Here is a 14,128-nt window from a genome sequence, read left to right as displayed (position 1 = left end):
CAGCCGGCGGTCAGGGGTGCAGGACGCTGCGGAGGCAGCCGTCCTGCTTCTTCTCGAACAGCTCGTAGCCGCGCGCGCCCTGCTCCAGGGGGAGCGGATGGGTGGCCAGGTAGCCCGGGTCGATCTCACCGGCGGCGATCCGGTCGAGCAGCATCGGGATGTAACGCTGCGCGTGCATCTGCCCCATCCGCAGCACCAGGGCCTTGTTCATCGCCGCGCCGAGCGGGAACTTGTCGATCAGACCGGCGTAGACGCCGACGATGCTCACCGTGCCGCCCTTGCGACAGGCCATGATCGCCTGACGGACCGACGTGGGCCGGTCCGTCTGCAACCGCGCCGACTGCTTCACCCGGTCGTACGCGTAGGTCGGCCCGACGTCGTGCGACTCCATGCCCACCGCCTCGATGCAGGCGTCCGGTCCGCGCCCGGCGGTCAACTCCCGCAGCGCCTCCAGCACGTCGGTCTCCGCGTAGTTGATCGTCTCGACGCCGACCCGGTCGGCCGCCGTGGCCAGCCGGTCCGGAAAACGGTCGATCATGATGACCCGCTCGGCACCGAGGAGTTGCGCGGACCGGGCCGCCATCTGACCGACCCCACCGGCGCCCCAGACGGCGACCACCTCGCCGCCGGTCAGTCCGCAGAAGTCCGCGGCCATCCAGCCGGTGGGCATCGCGTCGGAGGCGAAGACCACCGAGTCGTCCGGCACCCCGTCGGGTACGCCGAACGCACCGACGTCGCCGAACGGCACCCGGATGTACTCGGCGTGCGAGCCCGCGTACCCGCCGGCGGCGTGCGAGTACCCCAGGATGCCCGCCGGCGAGTGCCCCCAGAGCTTCTCCGTGAACACCGGCTGCGGGTTGGAGTTGTCGCAGAGCGAGTACTGCTCGGTCCGGCAGTACCAGCAACCACCGCAGGCGACCACCGAACCGACCACCACCCGGTCCCCGACCTGGTGCCGCCGTACGCCGGGCCCGGTCTCCACCACCTCGCCCGTGAACTCGTGGCCGAGGATGTCGCCCTCCCGCATCGCCGGCAGGTACCCGTTGATCAGATGGAGGTCGGAGCCGCAGACGCTGCTGGCGCGGACCCGGACGAGGATGTCCCCCTCGGCGCGGATCCGGGGCTCCGGCACGTCCCGGACGGCCAGCTTGCCGACGCCTTCCCAGCAGAGCGCCCTCACGCCCGTCCTCCCGTCGTCAGCTTCTCCCGCATCCGGTCGGTCGCCTTCTCCTGGGCCGGGCTCCGGCCGGACGGGTCCCGCCGGGTGTCGATCACCTGGCCGCACTCGATCAGCGACTTCACCCGGCGCAGCGCGTCTCGCAGGGCCAGATCCGGTTCGTGGCCGCCGGCCAGGCCGACCACCCGGCGCAGTCGACCGGAGCGGTAGCGCAGCTCGGCACGGATCTCCGTGCCCCGGCCCTGCGGGGCTTCGGTCAACTCGGCCCGCCCCTCCTGCGGCACCGGGCCGTCCTCGACCCGCCAGCGCAAGGTGCCCGGCCCGTCGACAGTGATCTCCGCCCGCCATCCGCTGTCACCACCGCCCGGATCGCGGCTCACGCACTGCCAGCGTCGGTCGTCGAGCTGTTCCAGGGTGGCCCACTCGGCCAGCGCCCGGTCCAGCCGCTCCCGGTCGGTCCAGAATCCGATCACCGCGTCCCGGGGCCGGTCCACGGTCACCCCGCGGCGCACCACGTACCAGCCGTCCTGCCGCTCGGGTTGGTGCCGGCGCCGACGGCGGGCCACCACCCGGCCGACGCCGACCGCGCTCGCCGCGGCGACGCCGAGCAGCGCCCACCTCGTTCCGTTGCTGGTCATCTCGTCTCCTCCACCCGGGCGTCCGGGGACGGACAGCCCATACCGGCAGCGCTACCCGGACTCGGTCCGTCGAAACGGCGTACCGGTTTGACCGGCCGGATCGCGGGCACGTGCTGCGGGCGGCCGACCGCCCGGCGGCCGACCACCGCCTGTCCGGGAGGCACCGTTGCTCTTCCACACCATTGAGTACGGCCGGCACGCCCGCCGGCCGGTGTTGGCGTGAGCGCGCCGACCCGCCGGGCCGGCGGATCCGACGATCCGCACCTCGGTGAGGCCCCGCGCGCCGGGGATGACCCCAACCACGGCCGGGAGGGTACGGCGCCACCCCCACTGCCGATGGCGTACGTGCTGCCGCTGCGCTGGACCGTCGACACCGACCTGGCCGAGCTGACCGACTACCTGCGCTGGCTGGGTGGCCACGTCGAGGTGACCGTGGTCGACGGCTCGGAACCGGACGTCTTCGCCCGCCACGCCGCGGCGTGGCGCGGGCTGGTCCACCGGCACGTCCCGCCCGACCCCACCGTGCGCGGGCTGAACGGCAAGGTGATCGGGGTGCTCACCGGCGTCCGCGCGGCCGGCCACGAGCACGTGGTGATCGCCGACGACGACGTCCGGTACGACGAGGCCGGGCTGCGCGCGGTGCACCGGCTGCTCGGCAGGGTGGATCTGGTCCGGCCGCAGAACTACTTCTCCCCGCTGCCCTGGCACGCCTGGTGGGACACCGGCCGGACGCTGCTCAACCGGGCGCTCGGGGCGGACTACCCGGGCACCCTGGCGGTGCGCCGCAGCACCTTCCTCGGCATGGGCGGGTACGACCCGGACGTGCTCTTCGAGAACCTGGAGCTGATCCGCACCGTGCGGGCGTACGGCGGCACCGAGGCCGCGCCGGCCTGGCTCTACGTACGCAGGCTGCCGCCGGACGCCGCGCACTTCCGCGGCCAACGGGTCCGCCAGGCGTACGACGATCTGGCCCAGCCGGCACGCCTGCTGACCTCACTCGCGGTCCTGCCGGCGCTGGCGACGGCGGTCGCGGCCCGCCGGCCCAGGCTGCTGCTCGGCGCGGCGGCCGGCACCGTCGCCCTGGCCGAGCTGGGCCGCCGCCGCGCCGGAGGTGACCGGGTCTTCCCGCCGAGCACCGCGCTGGCGGCCCCCCTCTGGCTGCTGGAACGGGGCGTGTGCGGCTGGCTCGCGGTCGGTCAGCGGTTGCTGCTCGGCGGAGTCCGCTACGGCGACACCCGCCTCCGCCGGGCCGCCCACCCGACCCGCACGCTGCGGCCCCGCTGACAAACGCGACAGCTCGCGGACACCGAGGTGGCCGCGAGCTGTCGGGGGCGGTACGGGGTCGGGTCAGGGGCTGACCTGCTGGCGGGACTGCTGGGTCTGGTCTTTGACGTCCTGCGCGGCCGACTTCGTGTCGTCCTTGACGGCGTCCACGGCGCCCTGGGCGGTGGACTTCACCGACTCGGCGGCGTGCTGGGCCGGCTCGCGCAGCTCCTCCTTGAGCTCGCTCGCCACCTCGCTCAGCTTCTCCTTCACCGCCCCGCTGTGCTCGCTGGCCTTCTCCTTGAGCTGGGTCGCGGCCTGCTGCTCCCGGCGGGTGGCCGGGATCAGCGACGAGGCGAGCCAGCCGACGCCGAACGCGATCAGGCCGGCGGCCAGCGGGTTGCCCTCGGACTTCTGCCGGATCACCCGGGGCGCGCTGTGGGCGGCGTCGCTGACGGTGGAGGCCGCCGAGTGCGCGGCGTCGCTGACGCTGGAGGCCGCCGACGAGGCGCGGTCGCCCACCGAGTGGGCGGCGTGGCCGGTGCCGTGGCCGAGGTCAGACGCGGTTCCCATGACCTTGTCCCTCACATTCTGCAGCGCGGAACGGGCCCGCTGCTTACGGTCGTCGACGATCCGGCTGGGGCTGACCTTGTACGCCAGCGCGTCCACGTCGGAGCTCAGGTTGTTGCGGGTGGCTTCGATCTCCCGGCGGATCTGGTCGGGATCGGTGCTCATCGGGTGACTCCCTCCGGGTGAGGCTTGAGCGCGTCGGGGATCCGCTGCACGCTGTCGTTGGTCTGCTTGAGCCCGCGTACGTGCTGGGCGTTCTTCTTGGCCATGGAGTAGAGGACACCGGCGACCACGGCCCAGATCACGGCCACGATCAGCGCGGCCAGGCCGGAGTCCATGACGTTGTCCAGGAACTGCCACAGGGCGATGGACACGAAGAGCGCCACCATGTAGCCGCCGAAGCCGGCGCCGCCGAAGAGCCCGGCGGCCTTTCCGGCCTTCTTGCCCTCCTGGCGGATCTCCGCCTTGGCCAGCTCGACCTCCTGGCGCATCAGCGTCGACAGGTCACTGGTGACCTGGCGCATCAGCTCACCGAGCGAGCTGCCCTTCACCTCCGCCGCCGTGTGCGGGGCACCCGCGTCGGGGTGGTAACCGGAGTCCAGGCCGGACCCCTGCGTCGGCATGGTCATGCCGTCGCCTCCCTTCGGATGACTCGGTGGCTCACGGGCGGGTGGTGCCGCTGGACGGGACGCCGGGCAGCGGGTCGGTCTGGCTCACCGGCGGCAGCGGCTGACCGGTGCCGGTCGGCTCGCCGTAGGCGCCGGGGGTCGGGTCGGCGTACGTGCCCGGGGTCGGGTCGAGGTAGCCAGCCGGCGGCGCGGCGTCCGGCGTCGCGCGGGGCGCGGGCGCGGGCGTCGGGATCACCGCGGTCTGCTCCGGGTCGTACGCCCCGGCGCCGCGGTAGCTCGCCGAACCGTTGCCGGAGTCGTCGCCGGCGGCGGAGATGCTGCGGGTCAGGCGGCCGGCCAGCACACCGAGCACCGCCGCACCGACCAGGAAGGTGCCCGGGTTGCGCCGCGCGTAGTCGCGTACCTCGGTGATCAGGTCGCCGGGCTCGCGCTCCTCGAGCCAGCCGGCCACGCCGTGCACCCGGTCGGCGGCCTGGCGGGCGAGCTCGCTCACCGGGCCGGCCTGGCCACCCTGCTCGGCCATCGAGCGCATCTCGTCAGCCAGCGAACGCAGCCCACCGGCGGCCCGACGCTGCTGCTCACCGGTCTGGCTGGCGAGCTGGGTGCGGGCCTCGCCGTACAGGTTGCGGGCCTGCCGGGCCGCCTCACGGCCGACCTCGGTGCCCTGCTCCTTGGCAGTCTGCGCGACCGCGCCGCCGGCGTGCGCGGCCTCCGACCCGACCTGGCGGGCCTGCTCGCGGACGCCTCCGCCGTTGGTCGACTCCTGCCCGTACGTGGAAGACGTAGGTGAAAGATCGTAAGACATGATTTCCCTTCCGCTCGGAAAGTCGTCGCGGTTGTGCTGGGGGGATGCGGCCGCGTTGCCGCGGCCGCTGACCATTCACCTACCCTGCGTTCGGCCTTCCATACCTCTTCGTGCATTTCTCTGCGCGGCCCGTCGGATCGACTTCAAAATGGAGGATCGTCGGGCTGCGTCACGTCGCCGCTGCGGACAGTGAGGTTCGCGGGGCCGGCAGATCCACGGAGGGGGCAGCGATGGCACGAGACGCGCGAGGGGGCCGACCGGCCGGCCACCGACCCCGGGTCCAGCAGGCCGCGCTGATCGTGGCCGGGGTCTTCCTGCTGATCGGCATCCTCGGCTTCATCCCCGGCATCACCACCGACTACGGCGACCTGCGGTTCGCCGGGCACCACTCGGAGGCCCTGCTGCTCGGGCTGTTCCAGATCTCGATCCTGCACAACGCCGTACACCTGCTGTTCGGGCTGGTCGGCCTGGCGATGACCCGCAGCGTCGGCGGCGCCCGGCTCTTCCTGGCCGGCGGCGGCGCGATCTACCTCGCGCTCTGGCTGTACGGCCTGGCGGTCGAGGCCATCAACGAGGACGGCGGGGCGAACATCCTGCCGATCAACTCCGCCGACAACTGGCTGCACCTCGCGCTCGGCTTCGGCATGCTGGCCCTCGGGCTGCTGCTCTCCAACCAGGCTGGCACCGGCGGACGCCTCGACACGCCGATCGACCGGCCCTGAACCGGCTCTCCAGCGGTTTGGCGATCATCCCGGCAGGGGTATCCCCGGGGTGATTCGCGAAAGAGGTGTGACATGCCCCGTTGGCTGCGTGACAACGCACTGACCGTCGCCATGCTCGGCGCGTTCCTGGTCTTCCTGGTGTTGCAGAGCGTCTTCGGCTGGCAGACCCACAACGAGGAGCTGACCGAGTTCGGCGCGGCGCCGCTGAGCTGGCCGGCCTACCTGACCAGTGGGCACTTCGTGGAGGCGGTCTTCGAGAATTGGGAGTCGGAGTTCCTCCAGATGGGCGGGTACGTGCTGCTCACCGCGCACCTGGTGCAGCGGGGGTCGGCCGAGTCGAAGCCGGTGGACCAGACCGACCGGCCGGAGGACGACGCGCGCAAGGCCACCCCGCAGTCGCCCTGGCCGGTACGCGTCGGCGGTCTGCCGCTGGCCGTCTACCGCAACAGCCTCTCCATCGCGCTCCTGCTGATCTTCCTCGGCTCGTTCGTCGGCCACCTGCTCGGCGGCACCGCCGCGTACAACCAGGAGCAGGCGTTGCAGAGCGGGGCACCGCCCATCGGGGTCTGGGACTTCCTCGGCACCAGCGACTTCTGGTTCCAGTCCATGCAGAACTGGCAGAGCGAGTTCCTCGCCGTCGGCGCCCTGATCGTGCTGAGCATCGTCCTGCGCCAGCACGCCTCTCCGGAGTCGAAGCCGGTCACCGTCGCGCACGCCAGCACCGGCGCCTGAGCGCCGCCGCCAGCGGGCGCGGCGGCCCGGGCCGTCAGGCCGCGACCGGCAGCCGCTTGGCGAAACAGACGCTGTACGGGTTGTGCACGTACTCGCCGTACACCGGGATCCGGTCGTAGCCGCACGAGGTGTACAGCCCGATGGCGGCCGGCAGGTAGGTGCCGGTCTCCAGGCAGACCACCGAGTGCCCCTGCCGGAACGCCAGCTCCTCCAGCGCGGCCAGCAACTGGCGGGCGATGCCCCGACCCCGGTACGCCGGCCGGACGTACATCCGCTTGACCTCGCCGGTGGCGGAGTCGATCGACTGGAGACCACCGCAGGCGACCGCCCGGCCGTTCACCACCACGGCCAGGTAACGGATGTCGTCGTGGGTGACGGTGACCTGCCCGTCCAACCCGCCGTCGGCCTCGCGCAGCTCACGCTGCTGGGCGATGACCAGGGCGGCGATCTCCGGATCGATGGCGGGCCGAGCTTCGATCAGCATCACCCCACGTTAGGCGGGATGGATTTCGCGGAGGTTTCCGGCAATCAACCCGATCACGGAGCGCACCGGGCTATTCGGCGTCGTCCTCGTCGTCGATGTCGACGAGGTCGTCCGACGCGTCGGCGCCCAGCTCGTCCCCCGAGCGCACCCGACGGGCCTTGCGGGCGGCGAGCCGCTCCGCCGCACGCGCCCGATTCGACCTCGCCTCCAGCCGCACGTCGGTGCCCCGGTTGCCGGGCACGAAGTCCACGCCGGCGAAGAGCGTCGGCTGCCAGTCGAACTCGCGCTCACCGATCCGGACCAGGTCACCGGGCTGCGCGCCGGCCTTGGCCAGCTTGTCCTCGACCCCGAGCCGGGCCAGCCGGTCGGCCAGGTAGCCGACCGCCTCGTCGTTGTCGAAGTTGGTCTGCTTGACCCACCGCTCCGGTCGGACACCCCGGACGGTGAACGAGCCGTCGGTCTCGGCCTCGATGGTGAAGCCCTCGTCGTCCACGGCCGTCGGGCGGATCACGATCCGGGTCGGCTCGGCCGGGGGCGCCGCCTTGCGCTGCGCGTCGACCAGGTCGGCCATCGCGTAGGTGAGCTCCTTGAGCCCTTCCCGGGTGGCCGCGGAGACCTCGAACACGCGGTAGCCGCGCTCCTCCAGGTCGGGACGCACGATCTCGGCGAGGTCGCGGCCGTCCGGCACGTCGACCTTGTTCACGGCCACCAGTCGCGGCCGGTCGGCCAACCCGCCGTACTCGTTCAGCTCCGCCTCGATGGTCTCGATGTCGGCGACCGGGTCGCGGCCGGGCTCCAGCGTCGCCGAGTCGATGACGTGCACCAGCACGGCGCACCGCTCGATGTGCCGCAGGAACTCCAGACCCAGGCCCTTGCCGGTGGCCGCGCCGGGGATCAGGCCCGGCACGTCGGCGACGGTGAAGGTGTGGTTGTCCACCCGGACCACGCCGAGGTTCGGCACCAGGGTGGTGAACGGGTAGTCGGCGATCTTCGGCTTCGCGGCGGAGATCACCGAGATCAGCGACGACTTGCCGGCCGACGGGAAGCCCACCAGGCCCACATCGGCGACGCTCTTGAGCTCCAGCACCACGTCCAGGTGGTCGCCGGGCTCACCCAGCTCGGCGAAGCCGGGAGCCTTGCGCTTGGCGTTGGCCAGCGAGGCGTTGCCCCGCCCGCCGCGCCCGCCACGGGCCACCTCGAAGGTGGTGCCGGCGCCGACCATGTCGGCCAGCACAGTGCCGTCGAGGGTCTGCACCACCGTGCCGTTGGGCACCTTGAGCACCAGGTCGTGGCCGTTGGCCCCGTCCCGGTTCGACCCCGCGCCACCCTTGCCGTTGTCGGCCTTGACGTGCGGGCGGAAGTGGAAGTCGAGCAGCGTGGTCACCTGCGGGTCGACCACCAGGGACACGCTGCCGCCGTGTCCGCCGTTGCCGCCGTCCGGCCCACCGAAGGGCTTGAACTTCTCGCGGTGGATCGAGACACAACCGTGCCCGCCATCGCCGGCCTGCAGATGCAGAACGACCCGGTCAACGAACGTCGCCACGGCGTCAATCCTTCCAGCGAGGTTCGACCCCGCACTGCGAAAAAAGCGAAGCGGGCCGGGACCCGGAGGTCCGCGGCCCGCAACGCCTGAGAGCTACTGCTGCGGAACGATGCTGACGGTCTTGCGACCGCGCTTGGTGCCGAACAGGACCGCACCGGCGGACAGCGCGAACAGCGTGTCGTCGCCGCCACGGCCGACCAGGTCACCGGGGTGGAACTTGGTGCCGCGCTGCCGGATGAGGATCTCACCGGCGCTGACAACCTGACCACCGAAGCGCTTCACGCCGAGTCGCTGGGCCGCGGAGTCACGACCGTTACGCGAGCTGGACGCACCCTTTTTGTGAGCCATTGGAGGACGACCTACTTCCCGCTGGAGATGCCGGTCACCTTGACCTGGGTCAGCGGCTGGCGGTGACCCTGGCGCTTGTGGTAGCCGGTCTTGTTCTTGAACTTGTGGATCTTGATCTTCGGGCCCTTGGTGTGCGCGGCGATCTCGCCGGACACCGCGACCTCGGCAAGCTTCGCCGCGTCGGTCACCAGGTCGTCACCGTCGACGAGGAGCACCGCGGTGAGCTTCACCGCGTCACCGGGAGCACCGGTGAGCTTCTCGACCTCGATCACGTCGCCCTCGGCGACCTTGTACTGCTTGCCGCCGGTCTTGACGATCGCGTACATCGGAGGCGGACTCCCTGTCGTTGAGGCTGCTGGCGGTCGTCCCCGCGGCGGCTCGCCGGGTAGCAGTGCACGGCAGCGCGGGCACACGGGAACTCGGCACACCAAAAGTGCGCCGCAGGCAAGAGTACGCCATGGCCGGCCCGGACCCCAAACCGGCCCGCCCTGGTCAGCCCGCGCAGAGCTGGTCGAGGCGCTGCTGGAGCCGGTCCAGCTCGGTCTCGTCGATCGACTCCACGTCGGCGCCGAGCGCGGCGACCTCGGTGCCGATGTCGGTGAGGAGCGTCTTGAGCTGCGGGTCGGCGGCTCGGGCCGACTGCTCCCGCAGCGCGGCCCGCCAGCCGGTCAGCGCGGCCTCGGCCCGCTTGCGGGCGGCCTCGGCGGTGGCGCTGTCCCCGACACCCGACGCGGCGATCATCTGACCCACCTCCGCCACGTACGTCTGGAGCGCGGTGGTGCCGGCCTGCTGTGCCGCGGCGCACACCTGCTCGGTGTTGTCGCCCGACGCGCCACCGCCCACCGGCGTGCCGGTCGGGGTGCCCCCGGTCCCGGCGGCCGAGCCGGAACCCCCGGTCGTGCCGGGCCCCTCACCGCCGGACCGGTCGGTGGCGCAACCCGCCCCGGCGGAGAGCGCGGCGACCAGCACGGTGACGGCGAGCAGACGACGCATCTTCTTCTCCTGCCCGGGAGTGGCCGATCGCGGACCGGGTGGCCGGACCGGCGAGGTCCCTCCCCTGTCACTTTGCCAGGGAAGGGACCTCGTCAAACACCGTGCCGGTCAGACCCGGCGGTCAGGGGGTCAGGGGCGGGTCCGTCGGCGGGCGCCGCCCCGGCGGGAACGGCGCCGGCCCGTGCCGCCCTCGCCGTTCTCCTCGTCGGCGTCGCCGTCGGCGAGAGCGTCCGGGTCGTCCGCGGCGGCCAGCCGGGCCGACTCGCCCTGCTGGCTGTCGGACACCGCCGGCGCGGCCGCGGTGTCCGACTCGTAGCGGGACAGGTCGTAGCCCATCGTGTCCACGTAGTCGGCCTCCGGTGCGGTGCTGGTGTCGTTCTCGACGACCTCGACCACCGTCTTCTCGGCCGAGGCGCTCTTGCGCGCCCGACGGCGCGAGGACGCGCTGCCCTGCTCGGCGGGCGGGGCGGCGGCGACCGACGACGCGACCGCCTTGACCTTCTCCCCCGCCCCGTTGGAGCGTGGCTTCTCCGGCACCGGCTCGGTGTGGATGATGACGCCCCGACCCTTGCAGCACTCGCAGGTCTCGCTGAACGCCTCCAGCAGGCCCGCGCCGATCCGCTTACGGGTCATCTGCACCAGGCCGAGCGAGGTGATCTCGGTGACCTGGTGCTTGGTGCGGTCCCGGCCCAGGCACTCGGTGAGCCGGCGCAGCACCAGCTCACGGTTCGACTCCAGGACCATGTCGATGAAGTCGATCACCACGATGCCGCCGATGTCCCGCAACCGGAGCTGGCGGACGATCTCCTCCGCCGCTTCCAGGTTGTTACGGGTGACCGTCTCCTCCAGGTTGCCCCCGGAGCCGGTGTACTTGCCGGTGTTGACGTCGACGACCGTCATGGCCTCGGTACGGTCGATCACCAGCGAGCCGCCGGAGGGCAGGAAGACCTTGCGGTCCAGGCCCTTGATGATCTGCTCGTCGATCCGGTACTCGGCGAACACGTCGCTCGTGCCGACGTGCCGGCGCACCCGGTCGACCAGGTCCGGGGAGACGTGCGACAGGTACGACTCGACGATGTCGTACGACTGCTCGCCCTCGATCACCAGCTCGCGGAAGTCCTCGTTGAAGAGGTCCCGGACGACCCGGATGACCAGGTCGGGCTCCTCGTAGAGCAGCACCGGCGCACCGCCCTCGGCGGCCTTGGCCTGGATGTCCTCCCACTGGGCCTGGAGGCGCTTGACGTCCCGGGCCAGCTCGTCCTCGCTGGCGCCCTCGGCGGCCGTCCGGACGATCACACCCGCGCCGTCCGGGACGAGCTTCTTGAGCACGTCCCGGAGCCGCTTGCGCTCGGTGTCCGGCAGCTTCCGGCTGATCCCGGAGGCGTTGCCGTTGGGCACGTAGACCAGGTGCCGGCCGGAGAGGGCGATGTGGCTGGTCAGCCGGGCGCCCTTGTGCCCGATCGGGTCCTTGGTGACCTGGACCAGCACCGAGTCGCCGGAGCGCAGCGCCTGCTCGATCGAGCGGGCACGCCCCTCCAGGCCGGAGGTGTCCCAATTGACCTCGCCGGCGTACAGCACCGCGTTGCGGCCCCGGCCGACGTCCACGAACGCCGCCTCCATGCTGGGCAGCACGTTCTGCACCTTGCCCAGGTACACGTTGCCGGCCATCGTGCCGGAGGAGTTGCGGGTCACGTAGTGCTCGACCAGCACGCCGTCCTCCAGGACGGCGATCTGCGTACGATCACCGCGCTGACGCACGGCCATCACCCGGTCGACCGCCTCCCGGCGGGCCAGGAACTCCGACTCGCTGAGGATCGGCGGCCGCGTACGCCGCTGCTCCCGGCCGTCCCGGCGGCGCTGGCGCTTGGCCTCAAGCCGGGTCGAGCCGGACACGCCCTGCACCTCGTCGACGGTCCGACGCGGCTCACGGATCTTGACCACGGTCGGCACGCCGTCGTCGGCGGCGCCCTCGGTGTCGCCGGCACCCCGGCGGCGGCGACGCCGGCGGCGGCGGGTCAGCCCGTCCCCACCCTCGGACTCCTCGTCCTCGTCGCCCTCGGCCTCGGCGGTCTCTTCCTCCTCGGCCTGCGCCGCCTCGTCGGACTCCTCGTCCTCGGCGTCGTCGGCGCCACCCTTGCCACGGCCACGGCCACGGCGACCACGCCGGCGGCGGCGGCGCGCGGCGGCGCTGTCCTCGTCGTCCTCATCCGCCTCGGTGGCCTCCTCGGCCTCCTCGGTCGGCTCCTCCTCGGCCTCGATCGCCTCGACCGGCTCCACCGGCTCGGTGTCGCGGCGACCGCGCCGCCGCCGGCGGGACGGCTCGGCGGCCTCCTCCGCGACCGGCTCCTCGGCGAACGGAGTGGGCTCCGCCGGCCGGGTCACCGGCACGGCGTCCGGCTGCGGAGCCATGAACAGCACGGTGGGCGCGGAGAGCGCCGCCCTCCGGCGGCGGGTCCGCGGCTGCTCCGGCTCGACGATCTCGGCCGGCTCAATCGGCTCGTTGGCCAGACCGGCCACCGCCACGCCCGGCGGCACCTCGCCGGAGCGCTCCTGCGCGCCGCTGGTCCGGGCCTCCTCGGTGGCGGTCCCGCCCGGGGGCAGGTCCGCCTCGTTCAGCTCGGCCTCCGCCTCGCGCAGGTCGGACTCCGCCGGCGTCTCGGCGACCGGCTCCTCGACAGCGGCGGGCTCCTCGGCGGCGGGGGGCTCCTCGACGGCGGCCGGCGTGGCCTTCTTGCGCCGGGTGCGGGTCACCTTGACCGGGGGGAGCACCTCGGCGGAGGCCTCCTCGGCGGAGGCCGCGACCAGCGGCTCCTCGGCGGTCTTCTCCACCGGGGCGGCCTTGCGGCGGCGCCGGGGCGTCTTCGGGGGGGTGTCCAGGTCGCCGGAGATCGGGGCGAAGACCTCCGCCTGCGGCGACTCGCCGGCGCCGGCCCCGCCGGTGGACGCCTCGACCGGGGCGTCGGTCTGCTCCGGCTGGTTGAGCGGGGCGGCACGACGGCGGGTCGCGCGGGTACGCCGCGCGGGCGCGGCGGGCTCGGCGCTCTCCGCGCCGGCCGGCTCCGTGCCGGCCGGTTCCAGCGCGGCCGATCCGGCAGCGGTGGGGTTCGCGACGGCGGCGCCGTCAGCGGTGGTGCTCTGGTCAGCGGTGTCGCCGGCCGGCTGTGAACCGGTCCGTTCGCCGCCCTCGGGCTCGTTCTCGAGCATGGACGTTCTCCAGTTCTGGCTGCCCCGGGCGCGGGTGAGCGCTGCCACGCAGGGTCGCCGCAAAAGTGTTTCCGCCGGGCGCGCGTGGTGCGCGACCGCCGAAGTCTGCCTGCCAGAGCACTGACCGTCGGTCAGTGCCCAACGATGGCTGCCCCGTCGCGGTCCGCATCCAACGGATCCACGATCGCACCCTGCGCGGTCAGCGTGCCCTGAGCCAGCCGGGTCACCCTCGGCGAGACCGGCGGCTCCAGGTCGGCCACCACGCGGAGGCCGGAAAGGACGTCATCGGGCCGTACGGACGGGGTGACCTGCCGCACGACCAGTTCGAGTATCGCACACGGTACGGCCGGCGCCCCGGAAGGCGTCGGCGTCGGCGCGACGACATCGATTGACATAACGGCCGCACGGGCATCGAAGGTACGTCGCCCCTGCTTGGTCATCCGCTCGACCAGCACCTCCTCGGCGGCGGTGAAGGCGTCCACGGCGCTGCGCAGCACGGTGGGGTCGACCTCGGGCAGCTCGATGTGCCAGTGCGAGGCCTCGATCCGGTCCGGCAGGCTGCCCCCGACGGCGATCACGGCGTCCAGCACGTCCAGCCCGGGTGAGAGCGCGGCGTCCAGCGCGGCCCGCAGCGCCTCCGGGTCGACCGGCGTCTGGAGGCCGATCTCCAGGTACTCCGCCTCGCTGGCCACCCCGGTGGGCGCGGCGCTGGCGTAGGAGATCTTCGGGTGCGGGGTGAAGCCCTGGGAGTAGGCGATCGGCACGCCCGCCCGGCGCAGCGCCCGCTCAAAGGCCCGGGCGAAGTCCCGGTGCGAGGTGAACCGCAGCGGCCCGCGCTTGGCGTACCGGATGCGGACGCGCTGGACGACCGGCGCCTGCCCACCCTCCGGCTGTGGTTTCTTACTGATCGTCTCGCTCCTCGGAACTCAGCTCACGTTGATCATGAAGTTGTTGTCGGCGACACGCCGTACGGCTGGCAACACCTTCATGATCAACACGGGCGGCCGGGTGGGGCCGGGT

General features: G+C 72.7%; 15 protein-coding genes. 3 read left to right on the top strand and 12 right to left on the bottom strand.

Translation table 11 applies throughout. The features are described from left to right. Nucleotides 1-10: 10 nt before the first annotated feature. Nucleotides 11-1,180 carry a zinc-dependent alcohol dehydrogenase gene (locus tag EAD98_RS09335; RefSeq protein ID WP_121653654.1) on the bottom strand — a complete coding sequence of 390 codons (1,170 nt, stop codon included), beginning with the start codon at nucleotides 1,178-1,180 and terminating at the stop codon, nucleotides 11-13. Next, the gene (locus EAD98_RS09330) at nucleotides 1,177-1,815 is read right to left on the bottom strand and encodes a cyclase (RefSeq protein WP_121653653.1); all 639 of its coding nucleotides are present in this window, start codon (nucleotides 1,813-1,815) and stop codon (nucleotides 1,177-1,179) included. Before EAD98_RS09330 ends, EAD98_RS09335 begins: the two co-directional genes overlap by 4 nt. A gap of 219 nt (nucleotides 1,816-2,034) precedes the next feature. Between EAD98_RS09330 and EAD98_RS09325 the strand changes: the two genes are divergently transcribed. After that, complete coding sequence (locus EAD98_RS09325) at nucleotides 2,035-3,099, top strand: glycosyltransferase family 2 protein (protein WP_233583768.1); 1,065 nt, start codon at nucleotides 2,035-2,037, stop codon at nucleotides 3,097-3,099. A 63-nt stretch (nucleotides 3,100-3,162) separates the two neighbouring features. Here EAD98_RS09325 and EAD98_RS09320 read toward each other — a convergent pair whose 3' ends face one another. The 3 genes from EAD98_RS09320 to EAD98_RS09310 are packed head-to-tail and all read right to left on the bottom strand — an operon-like array spanning nucleotide 3,163 to nucleotide 5,082. Continuing rightward, on the bottom strand, nucleotides 3,163-3,813 hold the full coding sequence (locus EAD98_RS09320) for a DUF3618 domain-containing protein (protein WP_121653652.1): 651 nt from the start codon (nucleotides 3,811-3,813) through the stop codon (nucleotides 3,163-3,165). Next, nucleotides 3,810-4,277 (bottom strand): phage holin family protein, encoded by a 468-nt coding sequence (locus EAD98_RS09315; protein WP_121653651.1) that lies wholly within the window; start codon nucleotides 4,275-4,277, stop codon nucleotides 3,810-3,812. Before EAD98_RS09315 ends, EAD98_RS09320 begins: the two co-directional genes overlap by 4 nt. 31 nt (nucleotides 4,278-4,308) lie before the next feature. Continuing rightward, nucleotides 4,309-5,082: a hypothetical protein gene (locus EAD98_RS09310; protein WP_121653650.1), complete on the bottom strand. Its 774-nt coding sequence runs from the start codon at nucleotides 5,080-5,082 to the stop codon at nucleotides 4,309-4,311. A 230-nt stretch (nucleotides 5,083-5,312) separates the two neighbouring features. Between EAD98_RS09310 and EAD98_RS09305 the strand changes: the two genes are divergently transcribed. Beyond that, nucleotides 5,313-5,804 carry a DUF4383 domain-containing protein gene (locus EAD98_RS09305; RefSeq protein WP_121653649.1) on the top strand — a complete coding sequence of 164 codons (492 nt, stop codon included), beginning with the start codon at nucleotides 5,313-5,315 and terminating at the stop codon, nucleotides 5,802-5,804. 72 nt (nucleotides 5,805-5,876) lie between these two features. Then, entirely contained in the window at nucleotides 5,877-6,536 is a 660-nt protein-coding gene (locus EAD98_RS09300) for a DUF6766 family protein (RefSeq protein WP_121653648.1), read from the top strand. Nucleotides 6,537-6,570: 34 nt separating this feature from the next. On the opposite strand, the gene EAD98_RS09295 is transcribed toward EAD98_RS09300, so the two are convergent. The 7 genes from EAD98_RS09295 to EAD98_RS09265 form a co-directional block, all read right to left on the bottom strand. Then, entirely contained in the window at nucleotides 6,571-7,020 is a 450-nt protein-coding gene (locus EAD98_RS09295) for a GNAT family N-acetyltransferase (protein ID WP_121653647.1), read from the bottom strand. A 70-nt stretch (nucleotides 7,021-7,090) separates the two neighbouring features. Further along, nucleotides 7,091-8,563, bottom strand: coding sequence for a GTPase ObgE (obgE, locus tag EAD98_RS09290; RefSeq protein WP_121653646.1), 1,473 nt, complete (start codon nucleotides 8,561-8,563; stop codon nucleotides 7,091-7,093). 93 nt (nucleotides 8,564-8,656) lie between these two features. After that, the gene (gene rpmA, locus EAD98_RS09285; protein ID WP_074313740.1) at nucleotides 8,657-8,911 is read right to left on the bottom strand and encodes a 50S ribosomal protein L27; all 255 of its coding nucleotides are present in this window, start codon (nucleotides 8,909-8,911) and stop codon (nucleotides 8,657-8,659) included. Nucleotides 8,912-8,922: 11 nt separating this feature from the next. Then, nucleotides 8,923-9,237 carry a 50S ribosomal protein L21 gene (gene rplU / locus EAD98_RS09280; protein ID WP_074313742.1) on the bottom strand — a complete coding sequence of 105 codons (315 nt, stop codon included), beginning with the start codon at nucleotides 9,235-9,237 and terminating at the stop codon, nucleotides 8,923-8,925. Nucleotides 9,238-9,403: 166 nt separating this feature from the next. Continuing rightward, nucleotides 9,404-9,904, bottom strand: a complete 501-nt coding sequence (locus EAD98_RS09275) for a hypothetical protein (RefSeq protein ID WP_121653645.1) — start codon at nucleotides 9,902-9,904, stop codon at nucleotides 9,404-9,406. 129 nt (nucleotides 9,905-10,033) lie between these two features. Next, on the bottom strand, nucleotides 10,034-13,108 hold the full coding sequence (locus tag EAD98_RS09270; RefSeq protein ID WP_121653644.1) for an Rne/Rng family ribonuclease: 3,075 nt from the start codon (nucleotides 13,106-13,108) through the stop codon (nucleotides 10,034-10,036). Between the two features lie 131 nt (nucleotides 13,109-13,239). Beyond that, on the bottom strand, nucleotides 13,240-13,959 hold the full coding sequence (locus tag EAD98_RS09265) for a TIGR03936 family radical SAM-associated protein (protein WP_121653643.1): 720 nt from the start codon (nucleotides 13,957-13,959) through the stop codon (nucleotides 13,240-13,242). Between the last annotated feature and the right edge of the window lie 169 nt (nucleotides 13,960-14,128).

This window comes from Micromonospora sp. CV4 (genome assembly GCF_003667455.1).
Classification (GTDB): domain Bacteria; phylum Actinomycetota; class Actinomycetes; order Mycobacteriales; family Micromonosporaceae; genus Micromonospora.
Note: the sequence above shows the minus strand (reverse complement) of the source record. Positions and strands in the feature narration are given on the sequence as shown.

Bases quoted from the DNA above. Each gene is read 5' to 3' on its own strand.
- EAD98_RS09270 (WP_121653644.1), bottom strand. From the start codon at position 13,108: ATGCTCGAGAACGAGCCCGAGGGCGGCGAACGGACCGGTTCACAGCCG.
- EAD98_RS09300 (WP_121653648.1), top strand. From the start codon at position 5,877: ATGCCCCGTTGGCTGCGTGACAACGCACTGACCGTCGCCATGCTCGGC.
- EAD98_RS09330 (WP_121653653.1), bottom strand. From the start codon at position 1,815: ATGACCAGCAACGGAACGAGGTGGGCGCTGCTCGGCGTCGCCGCGGCG.
- EAD98_RS09320 (WP_121653652.1), bottom strand. From the start codon at position 3,813: ATGAGCACCGATCCCGACCAGATCCGCCGGGAGATCGAAGCCACCCGC.
- EAD98_RS09315 (WP_121653651.1), bottom strand. From the start codon at position 4,277: ATGACCATGCCGACGCAGGGGTCCGGCCTGGACTCCGGTTACCACCCC.
- rpmA (WP_074313740.1), bottom strand. From the start codon at position 8,911: ATGGCTCACAAAAAGGGTGCGTCCAGCTCGCGTAACGGTCGTGACTCC.
- EAD98_RS09305 (WP_121653649.1), top strand. From the start codon at position 5,313: ATGGCACGAGACGCGCGAGGGGGCCGACCGGCCGGCCACCGACCCCGG.
- EAD98_RS09275 (WP_121653645.1), bottom strand. From the start codon at position 9,904: ATGCGTCGTCTGCTCGCCGTCACCGTGCTGGTCGCCGCGCTCTCCGCC.
- EAD98_RS09310 (WP_121653650.1), bottom strand. From the start codon at position 5,082: ATGTCTTACGATCTTTCACCTACGTCTTCCACGTACGGGCAGGAGTCG.
- EAD98_RS09295 (WP_121653647.1), bottom strand. From the start codon at position 7,020: ATGCTGATCGAAGCTCGGCCCGCCATCGATCCGGAGATCGCCGCCCTG.
- rplU (WP_074313742.1), bottom strand. From the start codon at position 9,237: ATGTACGCGATCGTCAAGACCGGCGGCAAGCAGTACAAGGTCGCCGAG.